The following is a 13345-nucleotide window of genomic DNA, read 5'->3' on the forward strand; positions in this document are numbered from 1 at the left end:
TTTATTTGTAAAGGAAGTTATTTTGTGAAAGAAATTTTTATAATTCTTAAAGAGCAGTTCCAAAATTTAGGAATGATTTTTCGGATGTCTCGATACGAAGACAAAGCGACATATCAAAGCCATTATCTTGGTCTAGCTTGGCAAATCTTAAATCCAGCAATCCAAGTAGGTATTTATTATCTTGTTTTTGGAATAGGCGTCAATCAAGGAAATAAAATTTCAGGTGTACCATTTATCGTCTGGATGCTTATAGGGATTACTGCTTGGTTTTATATCAGTTCTTCTATTTTAGGAGCGTCAAACAGTATCCATCGTCAAGTCGGAATGGTCGCCAAAATGAAATTTCCAGTGAGCGTGCTGCCCACGATAAACATCGTGAGTAATTTATCGTCTTATTTTCCAATGCTCGTTATTGTGGTCTTTACAGTAATTGGTTTTGGAGGAAGCATTTCGTTTTATTGGATACAGTATCTTTATTATTTTGTTTGTATGATAGCATTCTTATTTTCATTTGGAATTTTAAATGCAACATTAACTGTTTTAGTTAGGGATTATCATATCTTTTTACAATCTGTTTTACGCTTGCTATTTTATGTTTCTGGACCAATTTGGGACATTCAAAATCGTAATTTACCAGAATGGCTTGTAAAAATTTTAAGAATCAATCCTGTCTATTATATTATTGAAGGTTTTCGTGATACATTCTTAAATCGTGCATGGTTTTGGGAAAAAACTACTTATGGCCTGATTTTTTGGGGAATGGTAATGATATTAGTGATTCTAGGTACGCATCTCCATATGAAGTTTAGAGCGAAATTTGTAGATTATGTTTAAGAAAACAGGCCCTAAGTCTGTTTTTTTAATTTTTTGTTACAATCTGCTAACAAATGAAAAAAAAGATTGTTTCAAAGATTAAGTTATGGGAAAATTCTTGTAGTTATGTTAGAAGTTAGAGGGGTGTCACATGCGTACATATCAAAAAGTTATCGTATCTATTTTAGGTGTGCTAGTCATTATGGTAGCAGCAGTCACTGGTTATGGAATGAAAGTCTTAGGAGATGCGAATAAGGCGGTTGACACGATTAGTCAGCAAGTTAACCGAACAACTAAAAAACGTGAAGTCGCAGTCAATTTTGGTGATAAAGATCCATTTTCTATCTTATTACTAGGAGTAGACACAGGTGCACTTGGTAGAAAAGATCATGGTCGCTCAGATAGTATGATGGTGGTGACAGTTAATCCTGCAGAAGAACAAACGACAATTGTGAGTTTAGATCGCGATATTTTATCAGATATGCTTGATGGTGTGACGTTCGATAAGTTAAATCATGCTTATGCCTATGGAGATGTTGAATTAGCGATGGATGTGGTAGAAAAGCTAGTCGATGTACCAATTGACCATTATGTTATGATGAATATGCAAGGTTTACGCGATTTAATTGATGCGGTAGGCGGGATTGAAGTAGATAATAAAATTGATTTTACTCTCGAGAAGGTCCACGTACCAGCTGGAAAAATCACTTTAGATGGCAAAACAGGTTTGGCTTATGCAAGAATGCGTAAAGACGATCCAGAAGGTGATATAGGTCGCCAACGTCGTCAAAGAGAGGTTATTGCAAAAATCGTCGATAAGTTAATTAGTTTAGATAGTGTGAGTAATTATCAAAAAATCTTAAAAGCAGTTGAAAAGAATTCTCGAACGGATTTAGTTTGGGATCAAATGCTTAATATTGTGACCAATTACTATCCTGCGTTTGAAAATATCGAGCAAGCACAATTGGAAGGTCAAGGCGAACAAATCAACGGTATCTATTACCAGATATTAGGTGTAAATGAATTATTGAAAGTTCAAAATCTTTTAAAAGAGCAATTGGGCTTACCAACTAACGAAGAATTAGAAATTGATCCACAATTTCAATATTCAATCAATGGTTTTATTGGTAATCAATTTTACGATGACCGTGATTATAGTAGTCAAGAAAATTCTGCAGAATCATTTTATGAACAATAATGGTCGCGAGATGATTTGATATTTATAAAATCAAAAGAAGGACACATCTTTCAAGGTGTGTCTCTTTTTTTATTTATCCACAAAAAAGGTTAGGATATAAAGTTTCACGCGATTAAATGATTTTATATGGGGTAAAACCTATTAAATCAATTATATTATTCTGCTTGATTTATGGTGAAATGATCTTGTGAAACATCGAGTGTGATGGTTAAATTTTAGTTAAAGGGTGCCAATCACACGCAATTTTTGGTAGAATGATTAGATAGAATGCAAGGAAGGGATTAGTCACATGCAAAAACTAAAAAAACTCTTTTCAGATGGAATGCCAGAAGAAAACCATAAAAAAAATAAACAGAAGTCACATATTCCTTTTCGATTAAACCTTCTATTTTTCATTGTATTTACGTTATTTGTAGCATTAATTATACAATTAGGTTATTTACAAATTATTAATGGCGATAGTCTTCAGGAAAAAATTGAAGCTTCTTCTGTACGTAAAGTGGAAACAAGTACACCACGTGGGATGATTTATGATAGTGCGGGCAAAGCACTTGTTCAAAATCATGCAAATCCAGCGATTACCTATACGAGAGGCTTAAATGTGATGGCAGATGAATTATTATCAGTTGCTCAAAAGCTTGTTCAATTAATTGAAATTGAAATAGATGAGAAACTAACTGAACGCGATTTAAAGGACACGTGGTTAGCAAATAAGGATAATTTAGAAAAAGCACGTAAGAGACTTCCAAAAGAAGCAATAGAAAATGAATATCAAGCGTTAGTTGATTCTGTGACACCTGAGGAAATAACCTTTAATGAAGAGCAACTAAAAGTCGCGACTATTTTTAAAAAATTAAATAGTGCACAAGAGTTGACAACGGTTTTTGTGAAAAACAAAAATGTTACGAATGAAGAATTAGCAATTGTTTCCGAACATAGTAAAGAGATTGCAGGAATTTCTACTGGAACCGACTGGTCACGAGAAGTGTTAGCTGAGAACGACTCGATACGTAGTGTTATTGGAAAAGTTTCGACAGAACAGCAAGGACTGCCAGCAGAGCTAACGGATGAATACTTATCAAAAGGTTATGCTCGAAACGACCGGGTGGGAACTAGTTTTTTAGAAAAACAATATGAAGAAGTTTTACAAGGAACTAAATCGCAACGTGAGATTACAATCAATCATGAAGGACAAATTCAAAACCAAAAAGAAACTTTCGCTGGAGAAAAAGGCGATAATTTAGTCCTAACCATTCATTCAGAATTTCAACATAAAGTCGATGCTATCTTAAAAAAAGAGTATCAACAATTAATCGATAGTAACTTTGCCACTTTTTCACCAGGAGCCTATGTTGTTGTGTTAGATACTAAAACAGGTGGCGTATTAGCGATGTCTGGTTACTACCATGAAATTCATTCAAAAGAGTTACAAGAAGATACCATTGGTGTTTACAAAAAGTCCTTTGTCCCTGGATCGGTAGTTAAAGCTGGAACGTTGACGGCTGGCTGGCAAAGTGGGGTCGTATCAGGTAATGAAGTTATTTATGATCAACCGATTTATTTAGAAGGAGCAAATCCAAAAGCGTCAATTTTCAACCCAACTGGGTCAAATAATCAAAATCTATCGGCGAGACAAGCGTTAGAAGTTTCTTCAAACTCGTATATGATTCAAATCGCTTTAAAATTGTTAGGTATTCAATATCATGGGAATAAGATTTCAGTCCCTAGTTTACCAGAACAAGCAAAAGCCTACGAACAATTACGAAGTGCGATGGCTCAATACGGAATGGGAACTAAAACAGGAATCGATTTACCAGATGAAGAAACAGGCATTCAAACACCGGTAAAATATTTATCGGGTGCTAATAACGATGGTGGTAAAATCCTCGATTTATCATTTGGTCAGTTTGATACATATACACCACTGCAATTAGCGCAGTATGTTGCGACGATTGCCAACGATGGCGTGCGTTTACAGCCTCATTTAGTTAAAGGTATTTATGGAAATAGTGAAGATGGGGGTCTAGGTAAATCCAAACAAGTGACTGAACCGAAAGCTTTAAACAAAGTCGATCTATCGGCGGAAGAATTAGCGATTATTCAACAAGGTTTCCGTGATGTTGTTACAGGAACAAATCCGTATACGACAGGAACTCGTTTACGAAATAGTAAGATGGAAATTGCGGCTAAAACTGGTACAGCAGAGGTGGATGTGTATGAAGATGGTAAAAAGTATGAGGTAGAAAATTCTAATGTAGTGGCTTATGGTCCAGCTTCTGACCCCGAAGTTGCCGTGGCGGTTGTAATGCCACAATTAAATGGTCTTAATCGTGCGCCTGCTCATATAGAGGTCACCAGACAAATTATGGATACATACTATGAAATGTTTATGACTAATTAGTGTACGAAAGTTGTTAGGATATTAGGAGGTATTTTGATTGAAAGAATTAAAAGTTACAGATTTATCAAAAACATATGGGGATAAAGATATCTTTAATCAAATTTCTTTTTTGATTCATACTCATGACCGGATTGGTTTGATTGGTGTCAATGGCACAGGGAAAACAAGTTTGCTTTCAATTCTTTCGGGTAAAGAAAAAGGTGATGGTGATCGTCAAAGTGTTTTCTATCCTAAAGATTATCGGGTAGGTTACTTATCACAAGAAACAAATATAGCTGGGGATTTGACGGTTTTAGAAGCCGTTTTTCAGGGGGAAAGCCTACAATTAAAAACAGTAAAACGTTATGAAGCGGCTTTGATTGCGTTAGAAGAGGCGAGTGAGGACACTTCCGCTCAAAAAGAATTTCAGTTGGCACAAGATGCGATGACTGAAAATGATGCCTGGATGACAGATACGAACGCCAAAATTATTTTACAAAAGCTAGGCATTCAAGAGTTGAATAAAAAAATCAACGAGTTGTCTGGGGGACAGAAAAAACGAGTCGGATTAGCACAAGTTTTAATTGATGAACCAGATTTGCTATTATTAGACGAACCAACGAACCATCTTGACTACCAAACAATTGAATGGTTAGAAGACTATTTAAAGCAATACCGTGGCTCCCTAGTGATGGTTACGCATGATCGTTATTTCCTTGATCGAGTGACGAATCGTATTTTTGAATTGGCTTATGGAAAACTACACGAGTACAAAGGCAATTATGCAACCTATCTGTTAGAAAAATCAGAAAGAGATCGTGTGGAAGGCGAACAAGAAGAAAAAAGAAAACAGCTTTATAAACAAGAGCTTTCTTGGATGCGAGCAGGGGCGAAAGCTAGAACAACTAAACAACAAGCGCGGATTAATCGTTTTGAAGATTTGAAAGATAACTTATATCAAGTGAAGCAAACAGATGAGATTGAAATTGATATTGCTACGCAACGTTTAGGTAAAAAAGTTTTTGAATTAAAAGATGCAACGTACACGATTGATGATAAAAAGATTTTAGAACATTTTGATTTGCTGATTCAATCACGCGAACGTTTAGGGATTACCGGAGAAAATGGCGCTGGAAAATCAACTTTATTAAATCTTTTAGCCCAACATTTGGAGTTGGACTCTGGTGTGTTTTCAATTGGAGAAACAGTTCGTTTGGCCTATTACACGCAAGAAAATGAAGCAATGGATGGCGATAAGCGGATGATCGCTTATTTACAAGAAGCAGCCGAGGCGGTAACACGACAAGATGGCTCACAAATGAGTGTAGCTGAGTTATTGGAACGATTTTTATTTCCTCGTCATGTTCATGGAACAAAAATCGCTAAATTATCCGGTGGTGAAAAGCGTCGCTTGTATTTACTAAAGCTACTAGTAGCGCAACCTAACGTCTTATTGCTAGATGAACCGACAAACGATTTGGATATTGATACGCTAACGATTTTAGAAGACTACTTACAAACCTTCCCAGGAGCGGTAATTACGGTTTCGCATGACCGTTACTTCTTAGACAAAGTTGCTGAAAAATTATTAATTTTTGAAGGGAACGCCAAAATCCAAACCTATTTTGGCTCCATCAATGATTACTTGCAAGAGCAAGAAAAAGAACTACACGATAAAAATCATGAAACAAAAGATATTGTAGAAGTAAAAAATGTTCCGAAAGAAAAGAAAAAGCTGAGTTATATGGAACAAAGAGAATGGGAAACGATTGAAGATGACATCGCCTCACTAGAAGAAATTATTGAGCTTTTGACACAAGAAATGAATCATCAAGGTTCCGATTTTACAAAACTCCAAGAAATTCAACAAGAGATTAATCAAAAAGAAACGGCATTAGAAGATAAAATGAATCGTTGGGAATACTTGAGTGAGTGGGCCGACTAAGGAAAGGTGACGAAGATGGAACAAGCGTATTTATCATTAGGTCAGAAAATTTTAAGTGAAGGAAATTTTAAAGAAGACCGAACTGGAACGGGTACGAAGAGTTTGTTTGGTTATCAGATGCGTTTTAATTTACAAGAGGGTTTTCCCTTATTAACAACAAAGCGTGTTCCCTTTAGTTTAATTAAGAGTGAGTTGTTGTGGTTTATTAAAGGGGATACAAATATTCGCTATCTCTTAGAAAATAACAATCACATTTGGGATGAATGGGCATTTGAACGCTTTGTTAAAAGTGAAGATTACCACGGGCCCGATATGACAAATTTTGGTCAACGAGCATTAAAAGATGAAGTATTTAACGAAAGTTATAAAAAGGAATTGGCTCATTTTTGTGAGCGAATCGTGACAGATAGTATTTTTGCAGAAAAACACGGTGATTTAGGGAAAGTTTATGGCTACCAGTGGCGTCATTGGGAAACAGCCAAAGGCGAGTGGATTGATCAATTAAAAGACGTGATTGAAATGATTAAAACCAATCCCGATTCCCGTCGTTTGATTGTGTCTGCTTGGAATCCAGAAGATGTTCCGAGTATGGCGTTACCGCCTTGTCATACGATGTTTCAATTTTATGTGCATGACGGAAAGCTGAGTTGTCAACTTTATCAACGTAGTGCCGATGTTTTTTTAGGAGTACCATTTAATATTGCAAGTTATGCTTTACTGACGCACTTGATTGCCCATGAAACCAATTTAGAGGTGGGTGAGTTTGTTCATACGCTAGGCGATGCCCATTTGTATGTCAATCACTTGGAACAGATGCAGGAGCAATTAACGCGTGAGATTCGTCAAGCACCAAAACTTATTTTAAATAAAGAAAAAAAATCGGTTTTTGATTTTGAGTTAGAAGATATTCAAATCGAGGGTTATAAACCACATCCAACCATTAAGGCGCCAATTGCCGTTTAGAGGAGGAGTTAAATGTTAGCAGCACTTTGGGCTCAAGACAAAACTGGATTAATTGGTAAGGAGCAAACGTTACCATGGCATTTACCAAATGACTTACAATACTTCAAAAAAATGACGATTGGAAAAACGATTGTTATGGGAAGAAAAACATTTGAAGGAATGAGAAGTCGTCCATTGCCGGGGCGACAAACAATCATTTTGACAAGAAATAAAAATTTTCAAGCTTCAGGAGTGGTGGTAATGCATTCACTAGAAGAAGTATTAACTTTTGCTAGTCAACAATCTGAGATAGTCATGATTGTTGGAGGAGCTGCGATTTATAAAGATTTCTTACCCTATCTGGATATTTTATATCGAACAGTGATTGATGGAAACTTTAAAGGGGATGCTTATTTTCCTGAAATAAATTGGCAAGAGTGGCAGTTAGTAGAAACTTTGGATGGTATTGTTGATGAAAAAAATAAATACGCCCATCGATTTGAAACATATAAGCGAAGTAAATAATTAAAACGGAGATGCGATATCAAGCACATCTCCGTTTTTTTTACGTATAAAATAAAATAGAAAAGTAGATTAGACCTGCTCCGAGCATCACGAAAAGATGCCAAACGACATGCATGTAGGGTACCTTTTTTAAACCGTAAAATAAGGCCCCTACGGTATAAGCGACACCACCACTAGCTAGCAAGAATGTTCCCCAAAAACCTAACGCTTGGGTTAAAGGATAAAAAGTTAATAAACAAAGCCATCCCATCACGATATAGATAGAAGTTGAAATTTTATCGCCTTCTTTTTTACGATGGAGGGTCAATGATTTGTAAATCACACCGCCAATGGCTAATGTCCAAATTAAACCAAAGAGAGTCCAACCAATCCAACCTCGTAAACTAATAAAACAAAAAGGGGTATAACTACCAGCAATTAATAAAAAAATTGAACTGTGATCAAAAACTTGAAAAACTTTTTTTGCCTTAGTGAACATTAAGCTGTGAAAGAGTGTTGAAAATAAAAAAAGTAAAATCATAGTTGAACCATAGATTGCATAAGAAACAATATGCATTGGTTCTCCTAAACGAGCACCTTTGACTAATAAAATAACTAACCCAGCGATACTAAGGCCAAAAGCGATACCATGTGTGACTGCATTTAAGACTTCATTGATAATTAAGTAGCGTCGATTCGTCTTCATAACTTCCATAAAACCACCTCAACTTAGATTAATTGATGAAAAATCGAATATTGTTTGTTATACTAGTAATAGAATATACGAATCTATTTTAACACGAATCCAAACTGTTTTAAAAGAAAGAGTGAAGAAAAGAATGAGAAAACTTAAAATCGTAACTGATTCATCTTGTACGATGGATCCTAAATTAGTTGATCAACTAGCTATTCAAGTCGTACCCTTATCTGTGATGATTAATGATACAATCTATGCAGACGATGAATCGCTAGGTGCAGATAAATTTATGTCGTTAATGGCAGGATCAAAGGACTTACCAAAAACAAGCCAACCACCAATCGGAAAGTTTGCCGAATTATACGATGAACTGGGAGCAGACGGTAGCGATGTTCTTTCCATTCATCTGACAAAAGCATTAAGTGGCACAGTTGAGGCTGCGAGACAAGCTAGTCAATTAACTAAGACCAATGTCGTCGTGGTTGATTCAGATATGACTGATCAGGCTCTATCTTTTGCTGTCATAAAAGCTGCTGAGTTGGCTCAAGCTGGAAAAAGTTTAAATGATGTACTTCCTATTGTAGAAAATATTTTAGCCCATACGAAGCTATACATTGGTTTATCTTCGCTTGAAAATTTAGTGAAAGGCGGTCGGATTAACCGCGCCAAGGGGATGCTTTCAAGTTTCTTAAATATGCGAGTAGTAATGGAACTTAAGGATGCTGAATTACTGCCATTAATTAAGGGACGCGGGAATAAAACTTTCGCTAAATGGTTCGAGGGCTTCAAAAAAGAGCTATACGAAACAAAAAACTTAAAACAAGTAGCAATTTCCTACGCGGGTGACTCTGAACAGTGGCAAAAATATGCGGATGATATACGTGAATCTTTCCCACAAATTAAAGTAACGTTATTTCATACGACACCAGTCATTGCAACACATACAGGTAGTGGAGCCTTTGCAATGATGTACTATTCTGAATAATTAATTAGCTGTGGCCGATCTTCTGTCGCAGCTCTTTTTTTCAATCTTTTTAATAAAATATAAAATTCTTATTTTTTCAGTCCAATTCAGACTCATATTTGTTAACAATCTGTTAAAATAACAAAGAAAACAAATGGAAGGAGGAGAGCAAATGAATGTGAATCGACTGCTTAAAGATTTATTCTTTGTTAGCCTATTAATTTTAGTTAGTCTGCTGTTTTTTAATAATCTTATTCCTAAAGCTAGCCCTCGTTTAGAAAATGAGTCAAACCTAGCTACAGCTGTAAAATCCTTACCTAACATTCATTTAGTTGCAATTGGCGACTCCTTGACTGAGGGGATTGGCGATGAAACAAAGAAAGGTGGTTTTGTCCCTTTGTTAGCCAATTCAATTGAGACGAAATTTCCAGTAGGTCAAATTGAAACCGAAAATTTTGGTGTGGCTGGTAATCGGAGTCCTCAAATTTTAAAGCGAATTAAAGGAGATAAAAAAATCCAAAAAAATTTATCGACAGCCAATATCATTACACTAACAGTTGGTGGCAATGATTTGATGAAGGTTATTCAAAATAACATTCTAGGTTTATCGGTTGAGACGTTTAAAAAACCAGGAGAAAAGTACCAAAAAAATTTAAAGGAATTAATCAATGAAATTCGGCTTTACAATACAACGGCCCCCATCTATGTCTTAGGAATTTATAATCCATTTTATGTTTATTTTCCTGAAATAACCGAAATGCAAGAGATTGTGAATAATTGGAATACCCTCACAGAAGAAGTGATTGAAGAAGAGCCACAAACGCACTTTGTTCCAATCAATGATTTAATTTATCAAGGAATTTTTGATTCGGATGAACTTCAAGGTGAAAATAGTACTGATGCTTCGACATTAAATGATTTACGGAATAATGCTCTTTATGAAGAAGATAAATTTCACCCAAATTATAATGGTTATCAATTAATTTCAATGGCCTTTTTAGAAAAAATGACAGAGACATCGGATGACTGGTTGACGGAGGAAAAAGTAAATGAATAATAAATCAAAGGAAAGCTTATTAAAAATTAAATGGCAAGAAATAAATGGCTGGAAAGTAGCGTTTATTCTATTGGCAACTATCTTAATTGGTGCGAGCTTGGTTGTTATGACTCGTTTGACACAAGAAAGAGAAAACTTTTCCGAACTGATTGAACAGCAACCGGTTCTTACCGGTGAGCCTTTACTAGCCATACGCAGTCAAAAAGCGCAAATTAATAAAATAGTAGCTATTTATCTCGAAGATTTACAAAAAGAGGCGAAAAAAGAAGAACAAAACTACCAGTTTGTTTTAAAAAATGAAGCCTTAATCTCTGGTGAGTTTGATTTATTAGGTTTTCCTTTACGATTTTATTTATATTTAGATCCATTTGTGATGGATGATGGAAATGTTCAATTAAAAGCAAAAAGTCTTTCAGTCGGCGCATTAAATTTACCAATCACTCAAGTATTGAGAATGATTGCAAAAACGCCAGAACTACCAAAATGGATTGAAGTCAAACCAAAAGAAGAGACAATTGTACTGCGCTTAGATCAATTTGAGATAGGCAATGGTCTTTATTTAAAAGCAGAAAAAATTAATTTAGTAGAAGATGAGATTGAATTTAGTTTGTATCTAGCCGAAACATCAACTTCAACTAAAAAAAGTGAGGAGTAAGAATCATGGAACGAGCAATATTTGCAGGGGGTTGCTTTTGGTGTATGGTCCAACCATTTGACAGTTTACCAGGAATTTATAGTGTCACTTCCGGTTATACGGGAGGAAAAACGGTTAATCCAACCTATGAAGAAGTTTGCACCAAAAATACTGGACACACGGAAGCAGTTGAAATTATTTTTGATGAAACAAAAATCTCTTATCCAGAGTTATTAGCGATTTATTGGCAACAAACCGATCCAACCGACGCTTTTGGGCAATTTCAAGATCGTGGCGATAGTTATCGTCCAGTTATTTTTTATTTATCAGAAGAACAAAAAGAGCAGGCTGAAGCGAGTAAAAAAGCTTTAGCAGAAAGTGGACGCTTTGATCGACCAATTGTAACCAAAATAGAAGCTGCGGCTCCATTTTATCCAGCTGAAATGTACCATCAAGATTATTACAAAAAAAATCCGACAAACTATGCGAGAAACCATGCTTTGAGAGCAGCGTTTTTAGCGGGAAAATGGTGAGTAATGAGAAAAACGTTTTATCAATACTTAATGACGTTAAAAGATGTTAAAGTACCCACGGATACGAGTCGGTTAGCGGAAGCAGCCAGTCGTGATTTACAATTTCCAAAACAAAGTGAAGAATATCATGAAATCTCTGATTATCTCGAACTAAATACGAATTATTTAGAAAATTTAGCTTTATTTGATCATCTTTGGGAAATTTATTTGGAAGAAAACTGCTAGTGGAAAGGGAGGATTTGAATGAAAAAGTATCCAGTACCATTCCAACGTCATTTGATTTCTTTAGTCTGTGTAGCGATTATTAGCGCAGGCGCGGTTCATATGTGGATGAGTCGACCGTCATTTGTAAATTCAAGTGAAAGTGAAAAAGATGAGTTGTTCAAAATACATGAACTATACAAGACGATTCAAGAAGATTATTATGAAGAAGTCAATTCAGATTTATTAATCGAAGGTGCGCTACAAGGCATGACGGAAGCACTGGAGGATCCTTATACGACTTATTTGCAAGAAGAAGAGTCGAGTGAATTAAATGAAATGCTTTTAGGAAAATTTGAAGGAATTGGTGCGACATTATCGATTCGTGAAGAATATCCTGAAATTGTTGAGGAGCCAAAAGAAAATAGTCCGGCAGCTAAAAGTGGTCTAGAAAAAGATGATCGGATTATTCAAATTGATGGTAGAGAAACAAAAGGTAAAGAACTATCCGAAGTTGTTGAAGAAATACGTGGGGAAAAAGGCTCGACAGTCCTTCTAACGATTCAAAGGGCTGAGGAAACTTTAGAGGTTAAAGTAACACGTGACACGATTGCTGTTGAATCGTTGTCATTTCAACTAGATGAAGATTATCCAACGATTGGATCCGTTCAAATTTTTAGTTTTAACGGTACGACAGCAGAAGAATTAAAAGAAGCGATTACTGCTTTACGAAAGCAAGGGGCCAAATCATTTGTTCTGGATGTGCGTCAAAATCCAGGAGGTTACCTCGATCAAGTTGAGAAGATGGCGAGTATGTTTTTAGAAGATGACCAAACCATTGTTCAGTTCGGCTTAAAAAATGAAATTATCGGCGAGACAAAAGCTTCAAAAGACTTAGACAATGGCTTTAAAGTAACGGAACCGGTAGTAGTCATTGTTGATGGGCAAAGTGCATCCGCTTCTGAAATATTGGCAGCGGCTTTAAATGAGTCGGCGGATATTCCAGTTGTTGGACAAACAACTTTTGGTAAAGGCACGGTTCAAGGAATGAACCATCTTTCTGATCAGAGTGAGCTGAAGATGACAGTTCAAAAATGGCTGACCCCAAGCGGTCAATGGATTAATGACAAAGGCTTCAATCCGACTTATGAAGTGCCTTATCCAGCCTATTTTGATTATCCTTCGCTGAGTGCTTCTGTTGGCTTGAAATTAGAAGATGAGGCAGAAGCTGTTGGTCATCTTAATGAGTTTTTAAGTCTTTTAGGTTACTTAACACCTGAGAATAAAGAAGAACTATTTACCAATGAGACGAAAAAAGCCTTAGAAATGTTTCAACAGGAGAATCAGTTATCCGTAACAGGTGTGTTAGATTATGATACAGCTTTTGCAATCGAATTGCGTTTGTTTGAGCAAGCATCAGCGACAGATGAAATGTATGAAAAAGCGATTGAGTTATTAAACAATAAAGACTAAAAGG

13 protein-coding genes are annotated in these 13345 nt (G+C 35.9%); 12 read left to right on the forward strand and 1 reads right to left on the reverse strand.

The window, feature by feature from the left end; translation table 11 throughout:
• Window positions 1-24 precede the first annotated feature (24 nt).
• From ACFO3L_RS09115 to ACFO3L_RS09140, 6 genes are all read left to right on the forward strand, one after another.
• On the forward strand, window positions 25-834 hold the full coding sequence (locus ACFO3L_RS09115; protein ID WP_379966329.1) for an ABC transporter permease: 810 nt from the start codon (window positions 25-27) through the stop codon (window positions 832-834).
• Window positions 835-964: 130 nt separating this feature from the next.
• Window positions 965-2011: an LCP family glycopolymer transferase gene (locus ACFO3L_RS09120; protein ID WP_379966332.1), complete on the forward strand. Its 1047-nt coding sequence runs from the start codon at window positions 965-967 to the stop codon at window positions 2009-2011.
• A 289-nt stretch (window positions 2012-2300) separates the two neighbouring features.
• Window positions 2301-4412 carry a peptidoglycan D,D-transpeptidase FtsI family protein gene (locus tag ACFO3L_RS09125; RefSeq protein ID WP_379966335.1) on the forward strand — a complete coding sequence of 704 codons (2112 nt, stop codon included), beginning with the start codon at window positions 2301-2303 and terminating at the stop codon, window positions 4410-4412.
• A gap of 37 nt (window positions 4413-4449) precedes the next feature.
• Window positions 4450-6336, forward strand: coding sequence for an ABC-F family ATP-binding cassette domain-containing protein (locus ACFO3L_RS09130; RefSeq protein ID WP_379966338.1), 1887 nt, complete (start codon window positions 4450-4452; stop codon window positions 6334-6336).
• A 15-nt stretch (window positions 6337-6351) separates the two neighbouring features.
• The gene (locus tag ACFO3L_RS09135; RefSeq protein WP_379966341.1) at window positions 6352-7299 is read left to right on the forward strand and encodes a thymidylate synthase; all 948 of its coding nucleotides are present in this window, start codon (window positions 6352-6354) and stop codon (window positions 7297-7299) included.
• A 12-nt stretch (window positions 7300-7311) separates the two neighbouring features.
• Window positions 7312-7803 (forward strand): dihydrofolate reductase, encoded by a 492-nt coding sequence (locus tag ACFO3L_RS09140; RefSeq protein ID WP_379966344.1) that lies wholly within the window; start codon window positions 7312-7314, stop codon window positions 7801-7803.
• Window positions 7804-7843: 40 nt separating this feature from the next.
• Here ACFO3L_RS09140 and trhA read toward each other — a convergent pair whose 3' ends face one another.
• Window positions 7844-8497: a PAQR family membrane homeostasis protein TrhA gene (gene trhA / locus ACFO3L_RS09145; RefSeq protein WP_379966347.1), complete on the reverse strand. Its 654-nt coding sequence runs from the start codon at window positions 8495-8497 to the stop codon at window positions 7844-7846.
• Window positions 8498-8621: 124 nt separating this feature from the next.
• On the opposite strand from trhA, the gene ACFO3L_RS09150 reads away from it, so the two are divergent.
• The 6 genes from ACFO3L_RS09150 to ACFO3L_RS09175 all read left to right on the forward strand — a co-directional run bounded on the left by ACFO3L_RS09150 (window position 8622) and on the right by ACFO3L_RS09175 (window position 13341).
• Window positions 8622-9464: a DegV family protein gene (locus tag ACFO3L_RS09150; RefSeq protein ID WP_379966350.1), complete on the forward strand. Its 843-nt coding sequence runs from the start codon at window positions 8622-8624 to the stop codon at window positions 9462-9464.
• 151 nt (window positions 9465-9615) lie between these two features.
• On the forward strand, window positions 9616-10500 hold the full coding sequence (locus tag ACFO3L_RS09155; protein ID WP_379966353.1) for an SGNH/GDSL hydrolase family protein: 885 nt from the start codon (window positions 9616-9618) through the stop codon (window positions 10498-10500).
• Window positions 10493-11155 (forward strand): YpmS family protein, encoded by a 663-nt coding sequence (locus tag ACFO3L_RS09160; protein WP_379966356.1) that lies wholly within the window; start codon window positions 10493-10495, stop codon window positions 11153-11155. Before ACFO3L_RS09155 ends, ACFO3L_RS09160 begins: the two co-directional genes overlap by 8 nt.
• A 5-nt stretch (window positions 11156-11160) precedes the next feature.
• Window positions 11161-11667: a peptide-methionine (S)-S-oxide reductase MsrA gene (msrA, locus tag ACFO3L_RS09165; RefSeq protein WP_379966359.1), complete on the forward strand. Its 507-nt coding sequence runs from the start codon at window positions 11161-11163 to the stop codon at window positions 11665-11667.
• A gap of 3 nt (window positions 11668-11670) precedes the next feature.
• Entirely contained in the window at window positions 11671-11892 is a 222-nt protein-coding gene (locus ACFO3L_RS09170; RefSeq protein ID WP_379966362.1) for a YozE family protein, read from the forward strand.
• A gap of 18 nt (window positions 11893-11910) precedes the next feature.
• On the forward strand, window positions 11911-13341 hold the full coding sequence (locus ACFO3L_RS09175) for a S41 family peptidase (protein WP_379966365.1): 1431 nt from the start codon (window positions 11911-11913) through the stop codon (window positions 13339-13341).
• Window positions 13342-13345 lie beyond the last annotated feature (4 nt).

The organism is Enterococcus eurekensis, assembly GCF_042654605.1.
GTDB lineage: Bacteria > Bacillota > Bacilli > Lactobacillales > Enterococcaceae > Enterococcus_I > Enterococcus_I eurekensis.

What these genes read in the sequence shown, in the direction of transcription:
- ACFO3L_RS09140 (WP_379966344.1), top strand. Translation starts at nt 7,312, where the DNA reads ATGTTAGCAGCACTTTGGGCTCAAGACAAAACTGGATTAATTGGTAAG.
- ACFO3L_RS09120 (WP_379966332.1), top strand. Translation starts at nt 965, where the DNA reads ATGCGTACATATCAAAAAGTTATCGTATCTATTTTAGGTGTGCTAGTC.
- msrA (WP_379966359.1), top strand. Translation starts at nt 11,161, where the DNA reads ATGGAACGAGCAATATTTGCAGGGGGTTGCTTTTGGTGTATGGTCCAA.
- ACFO3L_RS09135 (WP_379966341.1), top strand. Translation starts at nt 6,352, where the DNA reads ATGGAACAAGCGTATTTATCATTAGGTCAGAAAATTTTAAGTGAAGGA.
- ACFO3L_RS09175 (WP_379966365.1), top strand. Translation starts at nt 11,911, where the DNA reads ATGAAAAAGTATCCAGTACCATTCCAACGTCATTTGATTTCTTTAGTC.
- ACFO3L_RS09150 (WP_379966350.1), top strand. Translation starts at nt 8,622, where the DNA reads ATGAGAAAACTTAAAATCGTAACTGATTCATCTTGTACGATGGATCCT.
- ACFO3L_RS09160 (WP_379966356.1), top strand. Translation starts at nt 10,493, where the DNA reads ATGAATAATAAATCAAAGGAAAGCTTATTAAAAATTAAATGGCAAGAA.
- ACFO3L_RS09125 (WP_379966335.1), top strand. Translation starts at nt 2,301, where the DNA reads ATGCAAAAACTAAAAAAACTCTTTTCAGATGGAATGCCAGAAGAAAAC.
- ACFO3L_RS09170 (WP_379966362.1), top strand. Translation starts at nt 11,671, where the DNA reads ATGAGAAAAACGTTTTATCAATACTTAATGACGTTAAAAGATGTTAAA.
- ACFO3L_RS09155 (WP_379966353.1), top strand. Translation starts at nt 9,616, where the DNA reads ATGAATGTGAATCGACTGCTTAAAGATTTATTCTTTGTTAGCCTATTA.
- trhA (WP_379966347.1), bottom strand. Translation starts at nt 8,497, where the DNA reads ATGGAAGTTATGAAGACGAATCGACGCTACTTAATTATCAATGAAGTC.